Annotated in this window: 28 protein-coding genes and 1 pseudogene; 15 read left to right on the forward strand and 14 right to left on the reverse strand. The window is 62.4% G+C overall.

The window, feature by feature from the left end:
- Positions 1–16: 16 nt before the first annotated feature.
- From WE862_RS17150 to WE862_RS17185, 8 genes are all read right to left on the reverse strand, one after another.
- Positions 17–625: a DoxX family protein gene (locus WE862_RS17150; protein WP_042031182.1), complete on the reverse strand. Its 609-nt coding sequence runs from the start codon at positions 623–625 to the stop codon at positions 17–19.
- Positions 622–1,416: a putative DNA-binding domain-containing protein gene (locus WE862_RS17155; protein ID WP_042031183.1), complete on the reverse strand. Its 795-nt coding sequence runs from the start codon at positions 1,414–1,416 to the stop codon at positions 622–624. The genes WE862_RS17150 and WE862_RS17155 overlap by 4 nt, the downstream gene beginning before the upstream one ends.
- Entirely contained in the window at positions 1,409–2,266 is an 858-nt protein-coding gene (locus WE862_RS17160; protein ID WP_042031185.1) for a DUF692 domain-containing protein, read from the reverse strand. The genes WE862_RS17155 and WE862_RS17160 overlap by 8 nt, the downstream gene beginning before the upstream one ends.
- Positions 2,254–2,580 carry a hypothetical protein gene (locus WE862_RS17165; protein WP_042031186.1) on the reverse strand — a complete coding sequence of 109 codons (327 nt, stop codon included), beginning with the start codon at positions 2,578–2,580 and terminating at the stop codon, positions 2,254–2,256. The genes WE862_RS17160 and WE862_RS17165 overlap by 13 nt, the downstream gene beginning before the upstream one ends.
- A complete protein-coding gene (locus tag WE862_RS17170; RefSeq protein WP_042031187.1) occupies positions 2,573–3,538 on the reverse strand; it encodes an MBL fold metallo-hydrolase in 966 nt (321 codons plus the stop codon). Before WE862_RS17170 ends, WE862_RS17165 begins: the two co-directional genes overlap by 8 nt.
- Positions 3,539–3,650: 112 nt before the next feature.
- Positions 3,651–3,761: a cytochrome bd-I oxidase subunit CydX gene (cydX, locus tag WE862_RS17175; RefSeq protein WP_041208534.1), complete on the reverse strand. Its 111-nt coding sequence runs from the start codon at positions 3,759–3,761 to the stop codon at positions 3,651–3,653.
- A gap of 16 nt (positions 3,762–3,777) precedes the next feature.
- Entirely contained in the window at positions 3,778–4,917 is a 1,140-nt protein-coding gene (gene cydB / locus WE862_RS17180) for a cytochrome d ubiquinol oxidase subunit II (protein WP_042031189.1), read from the reverse strand.
- A complete protein-coding gene (locus WE862_RS17185) occupies positions 4,917–6,488 on the reverse strand; it encodes a cytochrome ubiquinol oxidase subunit I (protein WP_042031190.1) in 1,572 nt (523 codons plus the stop codon). The genes cydB and WE862_RS17185 overlap by 1 nt, the downstream gene beginning before the upstream one ends.
- 122 nt (positions 6,489–6,610) lie before the next feature.
- On the opposite strand from WE862_RS17185, the gene WE862_RS17190 reads away from it, so the two are divergent.
- Entirely contained in the window at positions 6,611–8,029 is a 1,419-nt protein-coding gene (locus WE862_RS17190; protein WP_042031599.1) for a PLP-dependent aminotransferase family protein, read from the forward strand.
- A 70-nt stretch (positions 8,030–8,099) separates the two neighbouring features.
- On the opposite strand, the gene WE862_RS17195 is transcribed toward WE862_RS17190, so the two are convergent.
- Positions 8,100–8,738 carry a tellurite resistance TerB family protein gene (locus WE862_RS17195; protein WP_042031193.1) on the reverse strand — a complete coding sequence of 213 codons (639 nt, stop codon included), beginning with the start codon at positions 8,736–8,738 and terminating at the stop codon, positions 8,100–8,102.
- A gap of 148 nt (positions 8,739–8,886) precedes the next feature.
- Here WE862_RS17195 and WE862_RS17200 point away from each other — a divergent pair, with 148 nt between their 5' ends.
- Together WE862_RS17200 and rsmS are read left to right on the forward strand one after the other, a co-directional pair.
- On the forward strand, positions 8,887–9,354 hold the full coding sequence (locus tag WE862_RS17200; RefSeq protein WP_041208541.1) for an acyl-CoA thioesterase: 468 nt from the start codon (positions 8,887–8,889) through the stop codon (positions 9,352–9,354).
- A 94-nt stretch (positions 9,355–9,448) separates the two neighbouring features.
- Entirely contained in the window at positions 9,449–9,604 is a 156-nt protein-coding gene (gene rsmS, locus WE862_RS17205) for a pleiotropic regulatory protein RsmS (RefSeq protein ID WP_005337582.1), read from the forward strand.
- Positions 9,605–9,680: 76 nt separating this feature from the next.
- On the opposite strand, the gene WE862_RS17210 is transcribed toward rsmS, so the two are convergent.
- The gene (locus WE862_RS17210; RefSeq protein WP_041208542.1) at positions 9,681–10,523 is read right to left on the reverse strand and encodes a LysR family transcriptional regulator; all 843 of its coding nucleotides are present in this window, start codon (positions 10,521–10,523) and stop codon (positions 9,681–9,683) included.
- A 109-nt stretch (positions 10,524–10,632) separates the two neighbouring features.
- Between WE862_RS17210 and WE862_RS17215 the strand changes: the two genes are divergently transcribed.
- The gene (locus WE862_RS17215; RefSeq protein ID WP_042031194.1) at positions 10,633–11,163 is read left to right on the forward strand and encodes a nucleoside deaminase; all 531 of its coding nucleotides are present in this window, start codon (positions 10,633–10,635) and stop codon (positions 11,161–11,163) included.
- Entirely contained in the window at positions 11,156–12,430 is a 1,275-nt protein-coding gene (locus WE862_RS17220) for a cyanate transporter (protein WP_042031196.1), read from the forward strand. The genes WE862_RS17215 and WE862_RS17220 overlap by 8 nt, the downstream gene beginning before the upstream one ends.
- Positions 12,431–12,498: 68 nt before the next feature.
- On the opposite strand, the gene rluF is transcribed toward WE862_RS17220, so the two are convergent.
- The 3 genes from rluF to WE862_RS17235 all read right to left on the reverse strand — a co-directional run bounded on the left by rluF (position 12,499) and on the right by WE862_RS17235 (position 15,025).
- The gene (rluF, locus tag WE862_RS17225; protein WP_042031198.1) at positions 12,499–13,530 is read right to left on the reverse strand and encodes a 23S rRNA pseudouridine(2604) synthase RluF; all 1,032 of its coding nucleotides are present in this window, start codon (positions 13,528–13,530) and stop codon (positions 12,499–12,501) included.
- A gap of 432 nt (positions 13,531–13,962) precedes the next feature.
- Positions 13,963–14,331: a VOC family protein gene (locus WE862_RS17230; protein WP_040067818.1), complete on the reverse strand. Its 369-nt coding sequence runs from the start codon at positions 14,329–14,331 to the stop codon at positions 13,963–13,965.
- A gap of 226 nt (positions 14,332–14,557) precedes the next feature.
- Positions 14,558–15,025 carry a hypothetical protein gene (locus tag WE862_RS17235; RefSeq protein WP_042031201.1) on the reverse strand — a complete coding sequence of 156 codons (468 nt, stop codon included), beginning with the start codon at positions 15,023–15,025 and terminating at the stop codon, positions 14,558–14,560.
- A 249-nt stretch (positions 15,026–15,274) separates the two neighbouring features.
- Between WE862_RS17235 and WE862_RS17240 the strand changes: the two genes are divergently transcribed.
- The 9 genes from WE862_RS17240 (at position 15,275) to gloA (ending at position 23,288) form a co-directional block, all read left to right on the forward strand.
- Positions 15,275–15,919, forward strand: a complete 645-nt coding sequence (locus WE862_RS17240; RefSeq protein ID WP_082035459.1) for an HNH endonuclease — start codon at positions 15,275–15,277, stop codon at positions 15,917–15,919.
- A gap of 180 nt (positions 15,920–16,099) precedes the next feature.
- A complete protein-coding gene (rsxA, locus tag WE862_RS17245) occupies positions 16,100–16,681 on the forward strand; it encodes an electron transport complex subunit RsxA (RefSeq protein WP_042031202.1) in 582 nt (193 codons plus the stop codon).
- A gap of 2 nt (positions 16,682–16,683) precedes the next feature.
- Complete coding sequence (rsxB, locus tag WE862_RS17250; RefSeq protein ID WP_042031204.1) at positions 16,684–17,262, forward strand: electron transport complex subunit RsxB; 579 nt, start codon at positions 16,684–16,686, stop codon at positions 17,260–17,262.
- A 14-nt stretch (positions 17,263–17,276) separates the two neighbouring features.
- Positions 17,277–19,607, forward strand: coding sequence for an electron transport complex subunit RsxC (rsxC, locus tag WE862_RS17255; RefSeq protein WP_042031205.1), 2,331 nt, complete (start codon positions 17,277–17,279; stop codon positions 19,605–19,607).
- 44 nt (positions 19,608–19,651) lie between these two features.
- Positions 19,652–20,704: an electron transport complex subunit RsxD gene (gene rsxD, locus WE862_RS17260; RefSeq protein ID WP_041208552.1), complete on the forward strand. Its 1,053-nt coding sequence runs from the start codon at positions 19,652–19,654 to the stop codon at positions 20,702–20,704.
- 43 nt (positions 20,705–20,747) lie between these two features.
- A complete protein-coding gene (gene rsxG, locus WE862_RS17265) occupies positions 20,748–21,380 on the forward strand; it encodes an electron transport complex subunit RsxG (RefSeq protein WP_033113576.1) in 633 nt (210 codons plus the stop codon).
- Between the two features lie 18 nt (positions 21,381–21,398).
- Positions 21,399–22,160, forward strand: coding sequence for an electron transport complex subunit E (locus WE862_RS17270; RefSeq protein ID WP_404801002.1), 762 nt, complete (start codon positions 21,399–21,401; stop codon positions 22,158–22,160).
- Positions 22,161–22,176: 16 nt separating this feature from the next.
- On the forward strand, positions 22,177–22,818 hold the full coding sequence (nth, locus tag WE862_RS17275) for an endonuclease III (RefSeq protein ID WP_042031207.1): 642 nt from the start codon (positions 22,177–22,179) through the stop codon (positions 22,816–22,818).
- Between the two features lie 56 nt (positions 22,819–22,874).
- Entirely contained in the window at positions 22,875–23,288 is a 414-nt protein-coding gene (gene gloA, locus WE862_RS17280; protein WP_005337610.1) for a lactoylglutathione lyase, read from the forward strand.
- A gap of 98 nt (positions 23,289–23,386) precedes the next feature.
- Here the strand turns inward: gloA and WE862_RS17285 are convergent.
- Positions 23,387–24,263 (reverse strand): annotated as a pseudogene (locus WE862_RS17285) (flagellar protein MotY).
- Between the two features lie 253 nt (positions 24,264–24,516).
- Here WE862_RS17285 and WE862_RS17290 point away from each other — a divergent pair.
- Entirely contained in the window at positions 24,517–25,437 is a 921-nt protein-coding gene (locus WE862_RS17290) for a hypothetical protein (RefSeq protein ID WP_225628421.1), read from the forward strand.
- Positions 25,438–25,756: the final 319 nt, after the last annotated feature.

Below are 25,756 nucleotides of genomic sequence, written 5' to 3' on the forward strand. Positions count from 1 at the left end.
GCTCTGTTATGTGTTGTTATGCCGTGCGGGAGACCACCTCCCCCTTGTTCACCGCACGCTTGAGCCAGTAGTCGAAGCTGACATAGCGGCCCCCGCCGTAAACCAGCAACACCAGCAGCATCACAAAGTAGGTGGCGGCGAACTCCATCCCGTTGTTGAGCATCACGGGATCCCCGAGCTCGGTGATGTAGTTGTAGCGACCGGGGAAGTTGGCAGCCAGCCACCCGATAAAGCCGTTGAGGCGCAAGGTGGCCTCCATGCTGCCGGTGGCGATGGCGTCCCAGCCGTGCTTCCAGTGCACCATGGCGCTCGCCACGCTCATCAGGAAGATGGTGGGAATGGCCATGATGCGGGTAAAGAGGCCAAGGGCGATGCAGATGCAGCCCAGCACCTCGGTGCCCGCAGCCAGAAAGGCGAGCAGGGTCGGGAACGGCAAGTTGAGCCCCCCTTCCGAGACCGGGGCGCCAAACCAGGCGACCGTGCCGGCAAAGCCCACCACCTTGGAGTGGGCCCCCACATAGATGACCGGAATGAGATAGAGGCGAATGGCCAGCAGGGCCAGAAAATCGAGCCGCTTGCACTGGGCTACCGCCCGCTCGTACCACTGGATCAGGGTGTTGTTCATGGGAATTCTCCTTGGTGTTTACTAGATGAGGGCAAGGGCGCGCCGGACTGGCACTCGCCAACAGGCTGCGTCAGCAGACCAAGCCGGTAAAAATGGCGTGCCCACCCGGTCAGATCAAAGTCACTGCGAACCTGTTGCACCTGTTGCTGGAACGCGGCTTGGGTGATCCCCGGCTGCTGTTGCAGCAACTGGATCAGCACCACATCCCATTCGCGCAGCCGCTGGGTCACCACCTGATGATCCGGGCTGCGAAACAGGCCATAGAAGTGGTTGCCCTGCCGGGTCGGCACCACGCCGCTGCGACGAATGGCAAAGGGGAGCTCTAGCAGTTGCAGGGTAGGGTTGAGCACAAGCGAACTCTCCGCCGTCACCTCCGCCCCCGCCATAACTTGCGGCACCACCCCCTGATCAATCTCGACACAGAGGCAGGCCCACTCGTACTCCAGCAGCGCCAGCCGCTGCCTGGGCCAGTTGAGAGAGCCCTCTCCGTGGCGATGCTGCACATAGCGGACAAACTCGGTGGCGATATGGTGAAACTCGGGGGCCTCGGCGCCGTGCGCGATGACAAAGCCCTCCACCAGCTGCCCTCTGTCCACCGGCGCCCAGTGAGCGTGGGTGAGCGGAAAGGCGCTCTCCAGCACCGACTCCACATTGGCTCGCACGCTGCGGGCATAGTGGCTGGCGATGCCATCCTGCGGCAGCCGCACCCGGCTCGCCAGCCAGGCTGTCTGCTGCTGCATCCGCTGCGGCGCCGTTTTGGGCGCGCTGATCAGAGATAACCTTCTATCCATAGCGCACCTCCCGCACCTGACTGTCGATCGCCTCGCAACAGGCGCCGTGCACCCGCGCCAGTTCGGCCTCCAGCTCGGCCAGCGGTGGCAGATGGTGATCCCGCTCCAGCAACAGGGGGCGCAGGCCGTGGGTCTGCACCGTATAACGGGCCAGCGCTACCACCGCCTCGCATACCGGTTTGCCATGGGTATCCAGCAAGGTGCCGTCCGCCTCTTCCAGATGACCTGCGATATGGAAGTAGCGGATCGCGTGACTCGGCAGCCCGGCGATCATCCGCTTGGGGCAGTAACCGTGGTTGCGGCTGTTGACGAAGACGTTGTTGATATCGAGCAGCAGCTCGCAGCCGCTGCGCGCCACCAGCTCGGCGAGAAAATCCTCCTCCGGCATCTCGTGGTCATAGCCGTGGTAGTAGGAGATATTTTCCAGCACCAGCGGGCGGGCCAGCGCCTCCTGCACCTGCGCGATCCGCTCGGCCAGATAGGGGATGTTCTCCCACTGACGCGGCACAGGTAGCAGTTCGTAGAGATAACCCTGCTGGTCACGGGAAAAGCTCAGGTGCTCGCTGTAGATCCCGATGCCGAACTCGTCCAGAAAGGTGCGGATCTGGTTGAGCAGGGTGCGATTGAGCGGCTGGCAATCACCGAGGGAGAGGCTGAGGCCGTGGGCCACCAGCGGGTAACGCTCGGCGATCCGGTGCAGCTGCGCCCGCCTGGCGCCGCCGATGGCCATCCAGTTCTCCGGCGCCAGCTCGAGAAAGTCGATACCGGGGCGGATGGGGCCGGAGCAGAGCGCATCCAGATGCTCCTGCCGCAGCCCGATCCCGCGACTGCGGGAGCTTATTGGCCGCATACCCCCTCCGTCATCTTGCTGCCGTTGCTGGATCTGTCGCCATCAATCCCCTCTCCCGCCACGCCACACTTGCCGTCGCGGGCACGTACCAGCCGACCCTGCGGATCACTGTCGAGGGCTTGCTTCTCAAAGCGCTTCTCGGTGCCGCACTTGCCCGCCGCACACTTGCCGCCGTGCTGTTCGCTGGGGGCTGCCTTGACCGGCGCATCGCTCGGGGTGGCTGCCAGCGCCAGTCCCGGGGTCAGGGCAATCAGGCTGGTCATTGCGATGGAGAGGGTCAGTTTGTTGGTTTTGTTGCTGCTTGAGTTACTCATGAGCGGACTCCTTGACGGATGAAACGGGGTAGCTGGAGAGATCGCGGGCGGCAATCACCTGACCGCGGAACTGTGACTTGACGATGTCGAGCGCCTCGCTCTTGCGGCTCAGCCCCAACCCCATCCAGTGATTCAGCACCAGCAGCTTGGGATTCACCTCGGCGGCAATCTTGGCCACCACAGATGGCTTGGCATGAAGCGAAGCCGAAACCGGGTCGGCCCCCTCGTGGATGGCAAGCGGCATCACCAGAATGTCGGCGCCCCTGGCAAAATCGAGGAAGGCGGGGTTGGAACCGTTCTGATCTGCCGAGATGACGATGCTCCCTTCGGCGCTCTGGATCCGGTAGGCCAGACAGGGCACGTCACCGTGGGGGATGCCGAGCGCGGTGATGGTCAAGCCATCCTGCTGATAGACGGTGTGGGGTTTTGGCCCCCGATAGGGAACATCAATCAGGGTGATGGGGAAGAGGCCATCAGTACCATCCTTGAAGCCGCTCAGGTAGGCATAGGCGCCCTTCTCCTTGTTGAAGAGAGCGTCAAAATAGCCGCTCATGCTGGGGAAGGCCGAACCTGCCTCGGGCCCCGCCAAATCCAGCGGATCGCTGCGCTCGAAGAAGTAGGCCCCCTTGAGCAGGGCGGGCAGGTCGGTCACATGGTCGGTGTGAAAGTGGGTGATGCCGATAAAATCGACCTCTTCGAGCTTGGCCCCCGCCTGACCGAAGCGCAGGTAAACGCCACCACCGGCATCGATCAGGATGCGGGATTTCCCCTTCCACCAGATCACCTCGCTGGAGGAGGCACGCTGATCGTCGGAGATGGGGCCGCCGCTGCCGAGCACCTGCAGGGTGAAGTTCTTGTCCAGTGGCGTCAGTTGTACGCCCTGGCTGGCGGCACCCGCCGGCGCGGCGGCAAGGGCGCAGCCGATGGCCAGCGCCACCGCTTTCAATGTCTGTTTCATATTGATTACCTGTCGGTTGAGTGACAGTCCGCGACTGTCAGTGGAGTGGCAGGGTGGGTGATCGGGCTGCGCCACAGGCAGCCCGACCGGGCATGCGGGTCAACCCCGCAGATCAGATCTGGTCGCGGTCAGCCGCTTCCCAGCGCGCTTCCAGCCAGAGCAGATTGCACAGCCCCAGCAACAGGGCAAAGCCGAGCCCCAGTATCCAGGTGAAGTACCACATGGCGTCCTCCTTATGGTCAGTAGAGTTGATGGCCGTCGCGCTTGATGCGGGCACGGTCGAGCTTGCCGCGCACCACCCGATAGACCCAGCCGGTGTAGCCGAGGTTGACCGGCATCAGCACCAGCACGATGCCGAACATGATGGCCAAGGTCTTGTAGCTGGAGGTGCCATCCCACAGGGTCAGGCTGCTCGCGGCATCAAGGGTTGAAGGGAGCACGAAGGGGAAGAGCGAGATGGCCACCGAGCCAAGCATGGCGATGCAGGCCACGGCGCTTGCCACCAGAGCCAGCCGTCCGCGCTCCAGCCAGGCGGCGACGCCGCTCGCCAGCGGCGCCAGCGCGCCAATCAGCGGCACCAGCCACAGCAGCGGCTGCTCGTGGTAGTTGCGCAGCCAACCGGCGACATGGGGGGTGACCCCCTTCATCAGCGGGCTCAGCACGGCGTTGCCGTCAAAGGGCTGACCCGCCAGACCGGTCAGCTGAAACCCTTGCAGATCCACCAGATGCCAACCGGCCAGCAGGTAGAAAAAGGTGACCAGCGGGGCCAGCAGAATGGCGATGCCCCGTGCGCGCTGCGCGGGCGTCCCCGTGACCTTGGCTTGCAAAAAGCTGGCGCCGTGCAGCAGCAGCAAGGTGATGGCGGTGGCCAGCACCGAGAGCAGCCAGCCCCAGTGGAAGTCGAATGCGCCGTAGTGCAGACGCAGCGCCGTGTCGAAGCGAAACGGCAAGCCCTGCATCACCAGACCGATGGCGGCGCCGAGGATCAGGGTCGGTATCAGGCCCCCCGCCACCAGCGCCCGATCCCACCAGCGGCGCCACAGCGGGTCGGTCAGCTTGCTGCGGTAGTCAAAGCCGACCGGGCGCAGAAAGAGGCCGAGCAGCAGCACCACCATGGGGATGTAAAGCACCGAGAAGGCGGCGGCATAGACCAGTGGCCAGGCGGCGAACAGGGCGCCGGCACCGGCAATCAGCCATACCTGATTGCCCTCCCACACCGGCCCCACGCTGTTGATCACCAGCCGCCGGTCGTCGTCATCCTGCGAGACCACCGGCAGCAGCATGGCGATGCCGAGATCGAAGCCATCCATCACGATAAAGCCGACCATCATGAAGAGCAGCAGCGCCCACCAGATGAGTTTCAGGGTTGCGTAATCCATCAGGCGATCCTCGCAAGTTCGGGTTGTTCACCGCTGTAGCGGCCGGTATGGAGAATGGCGGGCCCCTTGCGGATCACCCGGCGCAGCAGGAACAGCTCCACCACCAGCAACAGGGTGTAGATGGAACAGATGGCAATGAGACTGAACCAGAGCTGGCCCGGGGTAAGCAGGGAGACCGAGGCCGAGACTGGCAGCACATCGCTGATAGTCCATGGCTGGCGACCAAACTCGGCCACAAACCAGCCCGCCTCAATGGCGATCCAGGGCAGCGGAATGCTCCAGAGCAGGGTCTTGAGCAGGCGTGGCGAGCTCTGCAGCCGGTTGCGGCAGAGCTGGACAAAGCTCACCACCATCAGCCCCAGCATCGCGACGCCCAGCCCCACCATCAGACGGAAACCGAAGAAGAGCGGCGCCACCTGCGGGATGGAGTCCTCCACCGCCTTGGCGATCTCCGCCTCCCCCGCCTTGGCTATATTGCTGGCATAGGGGGTGAGCAGCAGACCATAGCCGAGATCCTTGCCGTGCCTGGCAAACAGCGCCCGGTTTTCGGCAGAATCGTTGCCGGCGCGGATCTCTTCGAGCGCACCGGACGCCACCATACCGCTGCGAATGCGCGCCTCGTGCTGCACCTTGAGATCCTTGATGCCGGTCACCGCCTCATCAAGGGAGCGAGTGGCGATGATCCCCATCAGATACGGGATCTTGATGGCGGCGTGGGTGGTCTCCCCCTGCTGATCCGGAAAGCCGAACAGGGTGAATGACGCAGGCGCAGGCTCGGTGTGCCACTCCGCCTCGATGGCGGCGAGCTTCACTTTCTGCACCTCGCCGGTGCGATAGCCCGACTCATCCCCGAGCACGATGACCGAGAGGATGGCGGCCAGCCCGAAGCCGGAGGCGATGGCAAAAGAGCGCAGGGCAAACTGCACCTCGGTCTTGCGCAGCAGATACCAGCTGCTCACCCCCATCACAAACATTGAGGCCGCCACATAGCCCGCCGCGACGGTGTGCACGAACTTCACCTGCGCCACCGGGTTGAGCAGCACGGCGGCGATATCCACCAGCTCCATCCGCTGGGTCAGCAGGTTGAACTCGGCCCCCACCGGGTTTTGCATCCAGCCATTGCCGATCAGGATCCAGAGCGCCGAGAGGTTGGAGCCGAGCGCCACCAGCATGGTCACCAGCAGGTGCTTGCCGCGGGAGAGCTTGTCCCAACCGAAGAAGAAGAGCCCCACCAGGGTCGATTCGAGGAAGAAGGCCATCAGCCCCTCGATGGCCAGCGGGGTACCGAAGATGTCCCCCACGTAGTGGGAGTAATAGGCCCAGTTGGTGCCGAACTGGAACTCCATGGTGATCCCCGTGGTGACCCCCATGACGAAGTTGATGCCAAACAGTTTGCCCCAGAAGCGGGTGATGTCCTGATAGATCACCTTGCCGGTCATCACATAGGCCGACTCGGCGATCACCAGGATCCAGGACAGCCCCAGGGTGAGGGGGACAAACAGGAAGTGGAACAGGGCCGTGGCGCCAAATTGCAGGCGCGACAGGCTGACCACGTCATCCGGATTGATCATGCGTCACTCTCTTTTGTTGTATTTGCCTTACACGTTTCATGCAGGACAAGTACACCACGGGTCATGACACCTATAACAGATGCAGTTATAGTGAATAGCACCTATAACAGTTGATCCAGATCATGCCTCTTTACCAACAACTGGCCGAACGCCTGAGCCGCGAGATCGATGACGGTATCTGGCAACCGGGGGAGCGCATCCCCTCCATCCGCCAGAGCTGCAAGACCCACAACCTGAGCCCGATGACGGTGTTGCAGGCCTATCAGTTGCTGGAGAGTCAGGGGCGGATCCTCGCCCGTCCCCAGTCCGGTTACTACGTCAAGGCCGCGTCGCCAAAGGTGGCGCGCCACACCCCGAGCCAGACCCACTACAGCGGCTCGGTGGATATCAACGATCTGGTGTTCGAGGTGTTGCAGGCAAGCAAATCGCGGGCACTGGTGCCTCTTGGCATGTCGGTGGCCGACCCGACCCTGTTCCCCCATCCCCAGCTCGGGCGGGCGCTGGCCAGCTGCATGCGCAGGCTCGACCCCTTCAGCACGGTGGCCGACCTGCCCCCCGGCAACGAGGCGCTGCGCCGCGCCATCGCCCAGCGCTACGCCAGCGACGGAGTGGCGGTCAATCCACAGGAGATCATCATCACCACCGGCGCCATGGAGGCGCTCTCCCTCAGCCTGCAGGTGCTGACCGAGCCCGGTGACTGGGTGGTGGTAGAGTCCCCCACCTTCTATGGCGCTCTGCAGGCCATCGAGAGACTGAAACTCAAGGCGGTGGAGATCCCGGTGATCCCCGGGGTGGGTATCGATCTGGCGCTGTTGGAAGATGCCCTCAGCCAGATGCCCATCAAGGCGTGCTGGCTGATGGGCAATGTGCAGCACCCGCTGGGCCACACCATGCCCGATGCGCACAAACAGGGGCTGATGGCGCTGCTCAACGCCCACAAGGTGCCGCTGGTGGAGGATGACGTTTATGCCGAGGTCTACTTCGGCCGCGAGCGCCCCAAACCCATCAAGCACTGGGATCTGCGTGGTGACAGCCTGCTCTGCAGCTCCTTCTCCAAGTGTCTGGCGCCGGGCTTTCGGGTCGGCTGGGTGGTGGCGGGGCCCCATGCCGAGCGGATCCAGCGGCTGCAGCTGATGTCCACCCTCTCCACCAATGTGCCGAGCCAGCTGGCACTGGCCGAGATGCTGCGTCAGGGCGGGGTCGATGCCCACTTTCGCCGCCTGCGCCACACTCTGGCCCAGCGCCAGCAGCAGATGCGGGCCGCGCTGCAGCGACTGTTACCAAGCGAGGTGCGGATCTCCTCCCCCGATGGCGGCTACTTTCTCTGGCTGGAGTTTCCGCCCCGCCTCGACAGCCGAGCCCTCCACGCCATGGCGCTCGACTGCGGCTTCTCCATCGCCCCCGGCGCCCTCTTCTCCAGTCAGGGGCAACACAACCACTGCCTGCGCCTCAACAGCTCCCATCCATGGAGCGAGCAGCTGGAGCAGGCGCTCCACCAGCTTGCGGGCCTGATAAACCGGCAGCTTGCAACAGAGGGGTGATCACCAAAGCGCAGAAACAACAACGCCCCTTGAACGGGGCGTTATCGGCAATCCATGGCAATGAGGGGTATCAGACGGGGGCGTTAAGTTGAGCCACCTGCCGCTCGATGCTCCCCTTGAGGTTGTCATCGAGCTTGAGGGCGCGCGCCAGCTCGTCGAGATAGCCGCGCTCCATAAAGTGATCCACCTCGATGGCGAGCAGGGAGGCGAGATAGACCTCGGTGGCCAGCTCCATGTCGGTCACTTCCCGCGCCAGCGCGTGGGGGTCGAGGGGGCGAGCCAGCTCGGCGTCAATCCAGCGGGCCGCATCGCTCTGGCCCTGTTCGGTCAGGTACTCCTGAATCTTCTGGCGCTCGGCGCCGTCGATATGGCCATCGGCCCGAGCTGCAGCCACCATGGCGCGCACCAAGAGAGCCGAGCGGGCATCCAGCGCATTGCCTTCCAGGGTACTGACAGGATGGGTCGGCTGGGCGGGCGCCGCCTGCTGGGCCTGCCAATCCTGATAGAGCTTGTAGGCCAGCCCGCCAAGGGCCGCAGCGCCGCCCACGGCAGCCGCCTTGCCGCCATATTTGCGCATCTTCTTGTTGCCCAGCAGCAGACCGAGCGCACCACCGGCCAGCGCCCCCTGCATCTGCCCCTTGCGCTTGTCACCGCCTTCGTTGAGCCAGCCTTTGCCAGCCCCCAGCAACTGTTCCAGCATCTGTTTCATGGTGTCACTCCTGCGGGTCAAAAAAGTGAAATCGGGATGAATAGAGCCAGATAGTGACCCCGCCCCCCTGAATCGGGGATGAACCCTTGACCGGGCAGGCCGATGGGGCAAAGCTCAGGGAAACTCTTCAGGCAATAAGGATGTGACTGTGCCCAATCGCGAACTGACCCTGCAATTTCTGGCCGAACCCTCTGACGTCAATTTCGGCGGCAAGGTGCATGGCGGCATGGTGATGAAGTGGATCGATCAGGCGGGCTACGCCTGCGCCGCCGGCTGGTGCGGCGGCTATGCAGTGACCGTCTATGTGGGGGGGATCCGCTTTTTGCGCCCCATCCAGATTGGCCAGCTGGTGGAGGTGCACGCTCAGGTGATCCACACCGGCACCACCAGCATGCATCTGGCGGTGGATGTCTACAGCCGCCACCCCACCGAGACCGAGCGCCACAAGACCACCCACTGCATCATCATCTTCGTGGCGATGGATGAGCAGGGCAAACCGACCCCGGTGCCCCAGTGGCAGCCGCTGAGCGAGAGCGATCTGCAGTTGCAGCAGTACGCCAAAAAGCTCATCGCCCTGCGCGAGGAGATCGACAAGGAGATGCGTCAGCACCTGTAACCTTCATGCCTCACAGCCCGACAGAACGGGCGCTTTCGGCCAACGGCGGCGCCCCTGTATAATCCCCCCTCTTCCCGCAACCGGAACCCTGCCCATGTCACTGGAAACTGCCCCGCCCGAGGTGAAACTCGCGGTGGATCTTATCGAACTGCTGGAAACCAATGAGCTGGCCCCCGAGCTGGTGCTGGCGGCGCTGGCCATCGTAAAAAATGACTACGAGCGCAAGCTGGCGGAGGGGAAGGATCACTGATCCCTCCCCGCACTTTTTCCGCCTTATCTTTCCGACTTCAGTTTTTCCCCACAGAAGTTTTTCCCCACATAGCCACTCACTGCGGCCCCATCACCTCGTCGCAGAGGGCGATCAGGGCCGAACTCAGGCGGCTGAGCGGTTCGCCCCCATCCTTTGCCGCATGGAGCGCCAGCTCCACCGATGCAACCTTGGGCCACTGGGTCAGGGCCAGCTGATCGGCGGGCATCAGCCGCTTGGGCAGCAAGCTCACCCCGATACCCGCGCTCACCGCCCCCTGCAAACTGGCGAGGCTGGCGCTGACATAGGCGATACGCCAGCGCCGACCCAGACCATCGAGCGCCTCGGTCATCTGCTGGCGATAGAGCCCTTCACTCGGGAAGGCGACCAGCGGCAACGGATCACGCCCCTTGGCCGGCCAGTCGCGGCTATCGACCCACACCAGCGGCTCACGCCAGCTGGCGAGCGGCGAGCCCTGTCCGCGCACCTGTTTGACCAGCGCCAGATCCAGCTCTCCCGCCGCAAAACGCTGCCAGATGTGGTGGCTCAGGCCGCTCTCCACCTCCAACCGCACCTCGGGATAGTCGCGGGCAAAGGCAGCCAGCACCGGGGTGATGGCACCGGCGGCGAAATCCTCCGGCACTCCGAGGCTGAGGGATATGCTCCCCTCGCTCACCTGCTCCTCGGCCTGCGCCAGCAGTGCCAGAATGCGGCGGGCCAGCCCCAGCAGCTGCTCCCCCTCGGCCGTCGCCACCACCTGCCGACCGGAGCGATCCAGCAGCGGGCAACCGATCTGCTGTTCGAGCCTGCGCATCTGCTGGCTGATGGTGGATTGGGTCAGATGGACCCGTTCACCGGCCCGGGTGAAGCTGCCGGTGTCGATAATGGCGACAAAACTGCGCAGTAACAGGGGATCCAGCATGGGTTTCTCCATTTATAAAACCACTGAAACTCATTTTATCATTTAATTTCCAAATGGCTTGTTTCGCCGCTAGGCTGGCATTTGTTCTGTCAAATCAGGGTTTTTCATCATGTCTGCGCCCCTTGTTGCCTCTGCCAACGCCCGCCCGACCCCCTCATCAACCACTCTCCCGACTCATCAGCGCTGGCTGGAGCAGGCGGTGCAATTGGCCAGAGCCAATCACCGGCAGGGTGGCCGCCCCTTCGCCGCCCTGCTGGTGCGCGATGGCCAGCTGGTGACGAGCGCGGTCAACGGCATCCATCTGGATGGGGATCCGACCCGTCACGCCGAGCTGGAGGCGCTGCGCAAGGCAAGCCAGAGCGGGCCGCTCGCGGGCAGCATCGTCTATGCCAGTGGTCACCCCTGCCCCATGTGCCTCGGCGCGCTGGTGATGAACGGCATCGCCGCCGTCTATTACGCCTTTGATAACGCCGATGCAGCGCCGTTCGGCTTTGACAGCACCGCCGCCTATCAAAAGCTGGGGCTGCCGCTGGCACCGCCTCCTCTGCCACTGGTCAAACTGGCCGTGACCATGACGGCGGCGGATCTCTACGGTTCCCAGTTACAACAAGCCACACAAGCAGCGCCTGATCATGAGTAAGGGGACAAGCGAACGCCCGGCAGAGGCTCGCAGCCAGCAGTTTGCCCTGCTGGTGCTGGTGATCCTGACTGGCCTTAACCTGCGCCCCTTTCTTACCGCCATCGGCCCGCTGAGCGGCGAGATTGGCCGCGCCCTCTCGCTCGGGATGGATACCCTGGCCTGGCTCACCCTGTTGCCGCTGTGGCTGATCGGGGTCGGCGTGCTGCTCACCCCGCGCCTGCGCAGCCTTGCCAGCGCCACCACCCTGCTGGGGCTGGCCCTGCTGCTGCTCGCGGCGGGCAGTGCCCTGCGTTTTTATGTCCAGAGCGGCGCCCTGCTGATCACCACCGCCGCGCTCTGCGGCCTGGGTTCGGCGCTGGTGCAGGGGGTGCTGCCCGCCCTTATCAAGCAGCACTTTGCCCGCAAGGTGCCGCAAGTGATGGGGATCTTCTCTGCCTGCATGATGGGAGGCGGGGCGCTGGGTGCCAGCCTGACGCCACGGCTGGCAGCGAGCCTCGACTGGTCGCAGGCACTGGCGCTCTGGAGCCTGCCGCTGCTGCTGGCCCTCATCTGGCTAGGGTGGAAAGTGCGTCTGCCACGGGCCGCAGCGGTCGCCATTCCCCACGACGAGCAGCGGCTGATCACCCTGCCCCGCAGCTGGTTGCTGATCGTCTGCTTTGGCATCATCAACAGCGGTTACGGCATCGCAGTGGCCTGGCTGGCCCCCGCCTATATGGCGAATGGGTGGAACGCCGCGCAGGCCGGCGAGCTGGTCGCCTGGCTGGCACTGGCGCAGACCGCCAGCGGCCTCGGCTTGCCGCTGCTGGCGGCGCGCAGTCTGGATCGGCGGCCGTGGATGGGGCTTGCCATCGCCATGCAGCTGGCGGGATTTGGCGGCCTCTGGCTGGCGCCAGCCAGTGCCCCCATTCTCTGGTGCATGCTGTGCGGTGCCGGTCTGGGCGGCAGCTTTTCCCTCATCATGGTGATTGCGCTCGATCACCTGCCCGACCCACGCCGTGCCGGCACCCTGAGCGCCCTGATGCAGGGCTTCGGCTTTATGCTGGCCGCCACCGGCCCCTGGGTCGCCGCCCGCCTCTATCACCTGTTCGGTGACTTCGCCGCCGCCTGGCAGTGGCAGCTGGGGGGATTGCTGCTGATGAGCCTGCTGGTGCTGCGCCTCGACCCGCGCCACTACCCTCGCGTCATGGGGTTACCGACCGCCAGCGAGCCAACCCTTTCAGCGCCCCTCCCGGCCAGCGCTGCGACCCAAAGCAACACACCGGCCTGAGGCCGGTGTGTTGGGGATAGCAGTGTTGGGGATAACAAGACGAGGCTGACGCCACTCAGAGGGGCAACTCAGCGTCCCTTCTTTTGCCGTCCGGTGTTAGCGGTGCGCGGCTTGCCTGCGGCCGGTTTGCCACCCTTGGGGGCCCCTTTGCCTGCACTTCCCTTGCCAGCGCCGCCCTTGTTGGCAGCACCTTTGCCCGCGCCACCCTTGCCCACCGGCAGCTTCTTCTCGAAGGCTTCCGGGCCCGGCACATTGGGACGCCCGCCAATCTCGTGATCATCATCGCGGCGCGGCTTCTTGCCCTGCCCCGGCTTGGCGCTTTGCGCCGCAGGAGCCTTGGCCGCCTTGGGTTTGTCGCCTTTGGCCGGTTTCACCTCGGAGGAGGAGTCCTCAATCAGCTTGAACAGATCGATCAGCTCATCGTCGGTGAGATCGCGCCACTCGCCCACCGGCAGCCCCTTGAGGCTGACGTTCATGATGCGGATGCGCTCGAGCTTGGTCACTTCAAAACCGAAGTGCTCGCACATGCGGCGGATCTGGCGGTTCAGCCCCTGCACCAGGGTGATGCGAAAGACGAACGGCGCCTCTTTCTTCACCTTGCACTTCTTGGTCACAGTACCGAGGATCGGCACCCCGGCCGCCATGCCGCGCACAAACTCGTCGGTCACCGGCTTGTCGACGGTCACCAGATACTCTTTCTCGTGATCGTTGCCCGCCCGCAGGATCTTGTTGACCAGATCGCCGTGGTTGGTGAGAAAAATCAGCCCCTGCGAATCCTTGTCGAGACGCCCGATGGGGAAGACCCGGGTGCTGTGGTTGACGAAATCGACGATGTTGTCCTTCTCGCCCGCCTCCGTGGTACTGACGATACCCACCGGCTTGTTGAGGGCGATCAGCACCAGACTGTCCGCCTCGCGCGGCTCGATCACCTGACCGTTCACCTTGACCAGATCGCCAACCTGCACCTGATCGCCAATCCCGGCCCGCTTGCCGTTGATAAAGACGTGGCCCTGCTCGATAAAGCGGTCGGCCTCGCGGCGCGAGCAGATGCCGCTCTCGCTGATGTATTTGTTCAGGCGCATGGATTCGTTAGCCAGCATGAGTCACCTCCCAGAGGGGCTGAACCCCATCCTGTTGTACGGTTGCGTGCGTCGGCCATGCCGGACACATGATCTGCGGCATCACCCTCTCCACTACGTCGATTTTTTGCATACGGCTCCAATTTCAACGAGGCCAATGCCGGCCCATCCGGCAAAAAAGTGCGACACATTACCACATCGCCCGCCACAGCACGCCGGATTATCGCCAACTCCGGCGCACCGGCGACACAATTGCGGGCCAGCTCACAGCGCCAAGCCCCGCATCAGGGGCGATGGGGCAAACGGGGTTTGCCCGATTTCATGGCCAATAAAAGAGTCAGCAGTGACGAGACAGGGCGCGCCAAGAGAGGCAAACGAGGGAATGGTTGCCCCCGACCAGCGGCCGGGGCCAGCGGTTGATACGCCAACCCAACTCCCTCTGTCGCGGCGGACTCAGGGGTAGCGACTTATCTCGATCAGGTTCTGATCCGGGTCGAGGAAGTAGATGGACTCGATGGGCCCGCAAGCCCCGCTTTTGGTCACCGGCCCCTCGACAATCTCCACCCCGTGGCAGGCAAGCTGAGTCATCACCTGTTCCAGCGGCCAGCGGGTGATAAGGCAGACATCCCCCGATCCCACCTGCGCCCGGTTGCGCGGCTCCTGTCCCAGCAGTTGCAGATTGATCTTCTGGTTGCCAAACCCCACCGCCCGGCGCCCTGCACCGAAGGTGATGGCCTCCATATTGAGCACCGAGCTGTAAAACGCCACGGCGCGCTCGATATCACTTACCGTCAATACCAGATGGTCGATATGGCTGATCATGATTCCCTCCTGGTGCTGATGCCGGCAAGGCTGCCGGTGGTGATAAACATGCAGCCAGCCAACCCGGCTGTCCGCCTTGCCAGCTGCATCCCCGCTCGTTTGCCATAGACATCACAGATACAGGAACGCCCCGCTAGCCCCTCCATCATACCGGGCCAAACCACCCGCGACTGTGGTATGGCGCGCAAAGATGCTCCGACGACTTGGCGGGCGCGATAAATCTCCATCAGCGCACTGCGGCACATGCCTTGTCCCGCTGGGCCAGCAGGGTTTCATCTTCGCTATCCATCGCTGCCAGAATCGCCTGATTGCAGGCCCGCTCTGCCAGCTTGGCCGGACTCTGTTTGGCATTCCCAATCTCGGCAATCATCGGCCTGTAGCTGACGGCGGCCGAACAATACATGCCGCGATATTTGGGCAGCTGCCAACTGCTGTCATCCTGCCGGGTCAGGTCATCACACAGCTTGTGAAACAGAGCTGAGGCCTTGACCGTGCACTGGCTAAAACGACGAACATCCTGCTCATAGGGGCGACAAACGCTCGGCTGCTGGATCTGCCAGAGCTGAAACGAAAAGGGTACTGATTCCCCCTCATACTGCACCGCCACCGTTTTAAGCTCAGTGCCATAGATATCTGCAACCTGCTGCTGAACCAGATTGAGATAAGCCGAAAAAAGATAGGAAACCGGATCCATCACCACCTCCCTGTGACGTTAATCAGCCATCATCCTGATGACTGTTTGCCCGAACTAAAGCAGAGTAGACTACTGATTTATTTGTGAAAATTTATGGATGATGCGCACGTTATCGCAAAATACCCAAAGAAAAATGGTGTCGTTTGAATTAACATCCTCAGCGATATGAGCGCGCTCGGATGGCACCCTATCCCCCTATACCCTCTTGGCCACAGCGTCGTGCATTTTCCCCATGAGTAGGAGCAAACATTGAGCGATCACTGGACAGAAGAGGAATTGCGCGCTGCCGTGGCGGCTTATCAGGAGATGTATACCAAAGAGCAGCGTGGCGAACCCTTCGTGAAAAAACGCTATTACCAAGCGTTGGCCAGCCAATTCGGGCGAACTGAAAAATCCTTTGAGTTTCGGATGCAAAATATATCTCACGTCTACCACGAGATGGGACGAAGCTGGGTCTCAGGGTTAAAACCGGCGACCCATGTCGGTGCTCACACCTTTGCTCATATCAAGCGGCTTATTCGCCAACAGGAGAGCACTGCGGCCGCTTATCTCTCCTCGGATACCTCCAGCGTTCCCCAAGGAGTATTAGAACCACAAGCTCGCTCAACTGCGGCTAATAGCTATGGGCGAGATCAACAAGTACGAGAGTGGGTGCTAAAAAACGCAGCGCAGCGGTGTGAAGCGTGTAACTATCCAGCACCGTTTGTGACTGACTCCGGTGAGGTTTATTTAGAAGTACATCATCTGAAAGGATTGGCTGAAGGTGGCTCAGACACGATTAACAATACGGTCGCTCTATGCCCAAATTGTCATCGTGAGATCCATCACGGCTGCCATAGAACCGCCATGCAGGAGAGGCTCTATCTGCGGCTCTCTCGCCTTATTCGAGAATAGCTACCCGCTTTTAGGTAGATAAGCCTCTATCTTCGTGCTTTGACGAAAACTCCGTTGCTAACTTGGTCAAAACGGCCGGGAAATTATCCAGTTGCATAATAACCATGCGGCCTTGCGGTTGTTTAACGTGCCCTAACATCAGATAATGTTGCGGCCTTCAAACCGGATACCCGACCTTCGATGACTGAATACCTGCTTTTATTGATCGGCACAGTGCTGGTTAACAACTTCGTGCTGGTGAAATTCCTCGGCCTCTGCCCCTTTATGGGGGTCTCGGGCAAGCTGGAAACCGCTATCGGCATGGGGCTCGCCACTACCTTCGTGATGACCCTGGCCAGTGCCTGCTCCTATCTGGTGGAGCACTACATTCTGGTGCCGCTGGAGATCGCCTATCTGCGCACCCTCGCCTTTATTCTGGTGATCGCCGTGGTGGTGCAGTTTACCGAGATGGTGGTGCGCAAGAGCAGCCCGACCCTCTATCGCCTGCTGGGGATCTTCCTGCCCCTCATCACCACCAACTGCGCGGTGCTCGGGGTGGCGCTGCTGAGCATCAACGAGCGTCATGACTTCGTGCAGAGCGTGATCTACGGCTTTGGCGCCGCCACCGGCTTCTCGCTGGTGCTGATCCTGTTTGCCGCCATGCGCGAGCGTCTGGTCGCCGCCGATGTGCCCGCGCCGTTTCGCGGGGTCTCCATTGCCATGATCACCGCCGGTCTGATGTCTCTGGCCTTTATGGGCTTTACCGGCCTCATCAAGATATAACCATGATCCATATTCTCTTTGCCATTCTGGTGCTCACCCTGCTGGCGCTGGCGTTCGGGATTATCCTGGGCTTTGCCGCCGTCAAGTTTCATGTGGAAGCAGACCCCATCGTCGATCAGCTCGATGCCCTGCTGCCCCAGACCCAGTGTGGCCAGTGCGGCTATCCCGGCTGCAAACCCTACGCCGAGGCGGTTGCCAACGGCGATCAGATCAACAAGTGCGTACCCGGTGGCGAGGCCACCATGCGCAAGATTGCCGACCTGATGGGGGTCGAACCCCAGCCGCTGGGCGGCAGTGACGAGGCCGCGGTGCCGGTCAAAAAGGTCGCCTTTATCCATGAAGATCAGTGCATCGGCTGCACCAAGTGCATTCAGGCCTGCCCGGTGGACGCCATCGTCGGCGCCACCAAGGCGATGCATACCGTGATTGCCAGCGAGTGCACCGGTTGCGATCTCTGTGTCGATCCCTGCCCGACCGACTGCATCGAGATGATCCCGGTGCCCACCACGGTCGATAACTGGAAGTGGGATCTCAATAACGTGCATGTTCCGGGCAAGATTCCGGTCAAGATAGTGGAATAAACAGCGGAGCAACCATGCATTCCTTACTCGAACGTATCAAAGCCGGCACGCTCTGGGACTTTCACGGTGGTATTCACCCCGCCGACAACAAACTGCAATCGAGCCAGAGCCCGGTCGAGCAGGCCGGTCTGCCGCCGCGCCTGATCATTCCGGTGCGCCAGCACGCAGGCGCCGCTGGCGACCTGCTGGTGCAGGTGGGTGACAAGGTCAAGAAGGGTCAGCCGCTGACCCGTTATGCCAGAGGGCGGGTGGTGCCGGTGCACGCCTCCACCTCGGGCACCATCACCGAGATTGCCAACCACACGGTCGCTCACCCTTCGGGGCTTGACGATCTCTGCGTCATCCTCACCCCCGATGGCGAGGATGAGTGGGGCGAGCTCGATGGCAAACCCGATTACTGGAATCTGGAGCGGGGCGAACTGCTCGAGCGCATCCAGCAGGCGGGCATTGCCGGTCTTGGCGGCGCCGTCTTCCCCACCCACAGCAAGCTCGATGGCCGCGGCCAGCTCACCGAGATCCTGATCGTCAACGGGCTGGAGTGCGAACCCTATATCACTACCGACGATCGGCTGATGCAGCAGTATGCCGACGAGATCATGGATGGCATCCGGGTGCTCAAGCACCTGCTCAAACCGAAACTCACCCTGATCGGGGTGGAAGACAACAAGCCCGAGGCGATCACCGAGCTGACCCGTCACGCCACAGACGAAGATGTGCTGGTCAAGACGGTGCCGACCAAGTACCCCTCGGGCGGTGCCAAGCAAACCATCGAGCTGCTGACCGGCCGTCAGGTGCCCAAGGGCGGCCGTGCGGTCGATATCGGCATCATGGTGCTCAACGTCGCCACAGTGTTTGCCATCAAGCGCGCCATTATCGACGGCGAGCCGCTGATCGAGCGGATCGTTACCCTCACCGGCGACAGCTTCAAGAAGCCCGGCAACGCCTGGGTGCGCCTCGGTACGCCGGTTCGCTGGCTGCTGCAGCGTTTCGAGCTGCAACCGGAAGCGGATCAGCGGGTGATCATGGGGGGCCCCATGATGGGCTTTACCCTGCCCCACGCCATGGTGCCGGTGGTCAAGGCGACCAACTGCCTGCTGGCGCCGACGCAAGCCGAACTGCCCGCCCCCGGCCCGGAGCAGGCCTGCATCCGTTGCAGCGCCTGTGCCGATGCCTGCCCGGCCAGCCTGCTGCCGCAAGAGCTCTACTGGTACAGCAAGGCCAAAGAGTACGACAAGGCCGAGAAGCTCAACCTGATGGACTGCATCGAGTGCGGTGCCTGCGCCTGGGTCTGCCCGAGCGAGATCCCGCTGGTGCAGTACTACAAGATCGCCAAGGATGACATTCGCGAAGCCCGCGCCGAGGCCGAGAAAGCCGAGCGCGCCAAGCAGCGTTTCGAAGCCAAGCAGGCCCGTTTCGAGCGGGAGAAAGCGGCCCGCGAAGCGCGCCACGCCGAAGCCGCCGCCCAGCGCCGGCAGGCGATGACTGCCGCTGGCGGAGAAGATCCGGTGGCAGCGGCGCTGGCCCGCATCAAGGCCAAGCAGGATGCGCCCATCACCGCTATTGCAGCCACCGGAGAGGGCGTGCCCGACAATAGCGCGGTGATCGCTGCCCGCGAAGCCCGTAAACGGGAAGCGGAAGCGCGCCGCGCAGCCAAGCTGGCGGAGAGCGCAAACAGCGAAACAGCCGCTGCGCCGCAATCCGCCGAAGCGGTTGACCCCGCCAGCGATCCCAAAAAAGCGGCCATCGCCGCGGCTCTGGCTCGTGCCAAGGCCAAAAAGGCCGAAGCCAGTGGTGAGTCGGTAAGCGCCGATCACAGCGCGGCAGCCGACGCAGACACGCAAGGCGATGCGCCATCTGCTGCCAGCGAAGCAGTTGATCCCAAGAAAGCTGCCATCGCCGCAGCCATTGCGCGGGCCAAGGCCAAGAAGGCCGCCCAGCAGGGTGACAGCGCTGAGGGCTCTCTGACTGCAACCGCAGGCACCAGCGAAACGGCAGCCACCCAAAGCGATGAGCCATCTGCGGCCAGCGAAGTGGTTGATCCCAAGAAAGCCGCTATCGCCGCAGCCATTGCCCGCGCCAAGGCCAAAAAGGCAGCCCAGCAGGCAACTGAACAAGGTGAGCCAATGCAGGCAGCAGAAGGGGCTCGCGGTGAGCAAGCACTCGCCGAGCCGGTGAGCGAGGCCGTGGTCGAGCCGGCCGTTGCCGAGGCGAGCGTTGACCCGAAGAAGGCAGCCATCGCCGCTGCCGTCGCCCGCGCCAAGGCGAAAAAACTGGCTGCTGAAGCGGCCAGGGCCAGTGGGGCCACCCCGGATGAGGGATCATCATCCGACGCCGAGCCGCGCTGATGCTCGCTGGCCCATCGTTAAACAACGAGGTAATGCACTAATCCATGTTCAATATCGCGACTGCGCCGTTTGCCCATAACCGCAAACAGACCCGAACCCTGATGCTGCTGGTGATCCTGGCCTGTGTGCCGGGCTTGCTGGCCCAGACCTGGTTCTTCGGCTGGGGCTCCTTTATCCAGATCCTGATTGCGCTGGTAACCGCGCTGGTGAGTGAGGCGCTGGTGCTCAAGCTGCGGGGCCGCCCCGTCAAACCGGCCCTGATGGATGGCAGCGCCGCCCTCACCGCCGTGCTGATCGGTCTCTCCCTGCCGCCGCTGCTGCCGTGGTGGATGATGGTAGTGGGCACTGCCTTCGCCATCATCATCGCCAAGCAGCTCTACGGCGGGCTGGGCCAGAACCTGTTCAACCCGGCCATGGTGGCCTACGTGCTGCTGCTGGTCTCCTTCCCGGTGCAGATGACCAGCTGGCTGCCGCCGGAGAGCGTGCGCGCCTACAGCCTCGGCTTTGGCGATGCCGCGTCGGTCATCTTCACCGGCTTTAGCCTCGACGGCTACAGCATGGCCCAGCTCAAGCAGGGGGTGGATGGGCTGACCATGGCAACCCCGCTCGATACCCTGAAAACCGGCCTGACTCAGGGGCTCACCACCGGCGAGATCCTGAGCGGCCCGCTGTTCGAGGGTTGGGGTGGCATCGGCTGGAGCTGGGTCAACCTCGGCTATCTGCTGGGCGGCCTCTTCCTGCTGCAGCAGAAGGTGATCAACTGGCGCATTCCGACCGCCATTCTGGGCTCCCTGCTGGCAGCGGCGACCCTCGGCTACCTGATGAGCCCGGATGCCACCGCCACGCCGATGTTCCATCTCTTTAGCGGCGCCACCATGCTGGGGGCCTTCTTTATCGCCACCGATCCGGTCAGCGCCTGCACCACGCCGCGCGGTCGGCTGGTCTATGGCGTGCTGATCGGGGTGCTGGTCTACATCATTCGCCGCTTTGGCGGCTATCCGGATGCCTTTGCCTTCGCCGTGCTGCTGGCCAACCTTTGCGTACCCTTTATCGACAGCCTGACTCGCCCGAAAGTGTATGGAGCCCGTCGCCAATGATGTTTCTGCCCTCTTTCCCCATCACAGCTGACGGAGCCCGGACATGTTAAAGAGCATGCGCAAGAACGGCCTGATCCTGGCCATGTTCGCGCTGGGCTGCACCGCACTGGTGGTGCTGACCAACGAGTTGACCAAGGACAAGATCGCCCACCAGCAGCAGCTGGAGAAGTTGCAGACGCTGGAGGCACTGCTGCCTGCCGGCAGCTATGACAACGATCTGGTGACCAGCTGCAAGCTGGTGACCAGCAGGAAGTATCTGGGCAGCGATCAGCCGCAAGCCCTCTATACCGCCAGCAAGAATGGCGTGGTGACCGGCTATGCGCTGGAGGCGATCGCGCCGGACGGCTACAGCGGAGCCATCCGCATCGTGGCGGGCTTTGATGCCAAGGGCACCGTCAGCGCGGTGCGAGTGCTCGCTCACAAAGAGACGCCCGGCCTTGGAGACAAGATCGAGCTGAAAAAATCGAACTGGATCAACAGCTTTACCGGAAAATCCCTGACCGCCGACAATGAATCCGAGTGGGCAGTGAAGAAGGATGGCGGCGAGTTCGATGCCTTTACCGGTGCCACCATCACTCCCCGTGCCGTGGTCAAGGCGGTGAAAAACCTGCTGAAACTGCAGCACGAGCACCCGGAACTGCTCAGCAACGCCCCGGCTTGTCCGGCCGCACAATAAACCGGAGTCGACCCCGTCATGACACAGATGGAACAGATTGAAACGGGCAGCGCCCCGATCGCCGAGCTGGAAAGCCGCAAGAGCGAGCTCAAGGAGCTGATGGTACAGGGGCTGTGGAAGAACAACCCCTCGCTGGTACAGGTGCTGGGTCTGTGCCCTACCCTCGCCGTCTCCTCCACCTTTACCAATGCGCTGGGGCTCGGCCTTGCCACCATGGCGGTGCTGGTCTGCTCCAACCTCGCCATCTCGCTGGTGCGCAACTGGGTGCCGAAGGATATCCGCATCCCGGTCTACGTGATGATCATCGCCTCGCTGGTGACCAGCGTGCAGTTGCTGATGAACGCCTACACCTATGGCCTCTATCAGGCGCTCGGCATCTTTATCGCCCTCATCGTTACCAACTGCATCATCATCGGCCGCGCCGAGGCGTATGCCTCCAAGAACCCGCCGCTGCTGGCGGCCCTCGACGGTCTGATGATGGGGCTGGGCTTTACTCTGGTGCTGCTGGTGCTTGGCACCATGCGCGAAATCATCGGCATGGGCACCCTGTTTGATGGCGCCGATCTGCTGCTGGGCGAGTGGGCCAAGTCCCTGCGTATAGAGCTGTTCCACGCTGATGCCAGCCTGCTGCTGGCCATTCTGCCGCCGGGCGGCTTTATCGGGCTGGGGCTGCTGATCGCCGCCAAGAACGCCATCAACGAGTGGCGTGACCGCAAGCAGGCGACCACAGTGGCTCACTGCAATGTGCCCCCCGTCCGTGCCCGGGCGACCCAGCTATGACACCACGCGAGGCTGCATGAACAACCAGAAACGCAGAGAGATACTGGAGCGACTGCGGGAGCACAATCCCCACCCCACCACCGAGCTCAACTTCAACTCGCCGTTCGAGCTCTTGATCGCCGTGCTGCTCTCGGCGCAGGCAACCGATGTCAGCGTCAACAAGGCGACCGACAAGCTCTATCCGGTGGCCAACACCCCGCAGGCGATGCTGGATCTCGGGGTCGAGGGGCTCAAGAGCTACATCAAGACCATTGGCCTCTTCAACACCAAGGCCGAGAACGTCATCAAGACCTGCGCCATCCTGCTGGAGCGCCATGGCGGCGAGGTGCCGGAGAATCGCGAAGCACTGGAAGCCCTGCCGGGTGTCGGCCGCAAGACCGCCAACGTGGTGCTCAACACCGCCTTTGGCTGGCCCACCATCGCCGTCGATACCCATATCTTCCGGGTATCGAACCGCACCGGCTTTGCAGTGGGCAAGAATGTGGATCAGGTGGAGGAGAAGCTGCTTAAAGTGGTACCCGCCGAGTTCAAGCTGGATGTCCACCACTGGCTCATCCTGCACGGGCGTTACACCTGTCTGGCTCGCAAGCCCCGCTGTGGTTCCTGTATCATCGAGGACTTGTGCGAGTACAAAGAGAAGATCTATCCCGATAACTGATAGCCTCGCAACCGAGATTGAAAGCAGTACACATCACCAACCCGGAGAACTGAGCAATGAGAATTCTGCATACCATGCTGCGTGTCGGCGATCTGCAACGCTCCATCGACTTCTACACCCGCGTCCTTGGCATGAAGCTGCTGCGCAAGAGCGAGAACAGCGAGTACAAGTACACCCTGGCCTTCGTCGGCTACGGTGACGAGAAGGATGAAGCGGTGATCGAGCTGACCTACAACTGGGGGGTGAGCGAGTACGAACTGGGCTCCGCCTACGGCCACATCGCGCTGGAAGCGGACGACATCTATGCCACCTGCGAAGCGCTGCGCGCCGCCGGAGCCAAGATCACCCGCGAGCCGGGCCCGGTCAAAGGCGGCACCACCGTCATCGCCTTCGTCGAAGATCCGGACGGTTACAAGATTGAACTGATTGCCAAGAAAGATGCCGGCACCGGCCTTGGCGACAGCTTCTAAGCGGCCCGGGTAAAAACGCCCGATGGCAGGATCAAAAAAGAGCGCGCTGGCGCTCTTTTTTATGCTTGTCTTTATGCTTGTCTGATTGGGCTGCCGGGCTAAATCTCGCCATTACGCCCCATGCTGATGACCACCCGCCGGTTCTTGGCACGCCCCTGCTCGGTTTCGTTGGAGGCAACGTGCTGCTTCTCGCCATGCCCCTCCACCGAGACCTTGCCGGGATCGAGCCCCAGATCGACAAACACCTTCTTGATGGCATCGGCCCGCTTTTCCGAGAGTTTCTGGTTGTGCCCAGCGCCCGCCATAGCTGTCGCTGTAGGCGTCGATCACCACCACATCGATGCTCTTGTCCGCCTTGATATATTCGCCGATCATCGCCAGCCGTCGTTTGGATGAGATGGAGAGCTGATCGCTGTTCTTGTCGTAGGTGAGCACGCTAAAGGCGATATCGTTGAAGCTGTAGGGCAGCAGCCCGCTCTGACAGTCAAGGAACGCCTGATATTTAACCCGGAAGTTGACCGACGAGAGGGACACCCGCACCGGCCGGTTCTGGCGATACCAGTCCCGGTACTGGAAAGTGGGCATGTTGCCCCCCTCCAGCTCGTCGAGCATGGTCCAGGCGGTCTGTCCCTCAACCAGTCCATCAAACTGCTGATAGAAGTGGAGCTGGCTCACTTCCCGTCCAGCAATGCCGGGACGCCAGACCGGCGGCATGATGCCAAGGCTCACCGTCTCGGTTCTGGCCTGTGGCCGTTTCCCCTTGAGCTCGAAATCGAGATTGATCTTGCGCCCGGCGCGGCTGACAAAGGCCCCCGTTCCCCAGTTCGGGATCGGGTGTTCGAGGCGGCACTCAATCTGGGTATCGGAGGTCAAACGCCAGACGGATTGATCCAGACCGGCACCGAATTCGGTCACCCCAGCCTGTACCTGCATACTCACCGATATGCTGATCAACCCCAACTTCCAAGCGTCCAACGGCTTGTCCTCCACACGATCTCATATGGAGTATCGGCCGCGGACAGGCAACCTTTAGCGGCAAAACTGCAAAGGGCTGCCGCTGGCGGCAACCCCTTGCCTCTGTTGAAAAAAATCGGGATAGCAGTAGCAATCGCAACATCTGATGCGCGCCAACGGCAGCGGATCTCGCTACAGTAGAGCCAGAGTGACAGGATGTCGCCGTGCAGGAGCAAGACGCATGTTCAGACCCTTACCGACCTTGTGGCCTCTTATGCTGGCCATGCTCGGCAACGCCGCCCAGAGCGCAACTCAGGATGAAGAGTGGGCGCAGCAGCGGGCCAATGCGGTGCTCTCCCTGATGAGCTTTACCGTGGTGCCGGATATCACCGCCAGCGATCTCTCCCTCGGCAGCGGCAGTGGCCAGTCGGCCGCCCTCAGCATGGCGCAGCTGGGCGGTGGCGCGACGATGAGCGAATCGTTCCCTATCTATCTGGAGGGGGCACTCGGCTTTAGCCGCTACGATCCCCAGTTCGTGATGAGCAACGGCAGCGAGAGCCGCACCATCCCCACTCGCTGGAACAGCGCCACCGCCTCGGGCGGCGTTGGCTGGGATATCTCCCTGCACAGGGATAAACAGGGCGGCCACTGGGTACTGCGCCCCATCGCCAATGTCTCGCTGGGCACCATGGCCAGCGATATTCGCATCGGCAACTGGCTGCTCGATCGTACCAAAGGCTACTCCCTCGACTTTCTCGAAAACGGTCAGCTCAATATGTACGGGCTGGGTGGCTCGCTGATGGTCGACTACGAGCTCTTTTCCAAAACTCAGGATATCGATGCCGAGCTGCGTTACTCCTACCAGCACCTGCAGAGTTTCGGCAATACCTCGGAGAGTGTGCGTGGCAGCGCCGAGGCGGAGAACCTTGGTCTCTATCTGCGCCGCCGGGCGCCGGTGTTTGACTGGACCCTGCTCGATCGCCCGCTGCGCTATGTGATGGAGGGTGCCCGCACCGAGTACCTCGGCGAGCAGCGCGGGCTGCTCGGCTTCAATGCCCTCAACTCGCTGGGGCTCGGTCTTGAGATAGACAGCAGCAAGTACCACATCATCGTCAGCCGCACCCGGCTGGTCGCCCGCTATATGTTCAGCAACAACACCCGCGGCTACTCGGTCGGTCTGGCCATGAGCTTCTGAGCTGAGCGGGAGATGCGCGGGATAAAAGAGAGATCGGGCAGCCTTTTCCGGGCGGGTTCCCGGCCATATGTACCGCCAGTGGCGCTATTTTTGATGAGGCAACCGCCCGGATAGCGCCGAATTAATAAAGTAAAATGTTTATTAATTCCGCGCTATTCAGCCAGCAAGGGAGCGACCCAAGGAGCAAAGCGGCCTTCATCCGCTCGAAAGGGCCGACAAACGGCCCCCCTCCGATCTGATGACAAAGGGTGATCGGGCCACAAAATTTCCCTTTTCGCCCATCTTGCCGCCAACAAAAACGCCAGCCTTGCGGCTGGCG

Origin of the sequence: Aeromonas jandaei, assembly GCF_037890695.1 — a bacterium.
Taxonomy (GTDB): Bacteria; Pseudomonadota; Gammaproteobacteria; order Enterobacterales; family Aeromonadaceae; genus Aeromonas; species Aeromonas jandaei.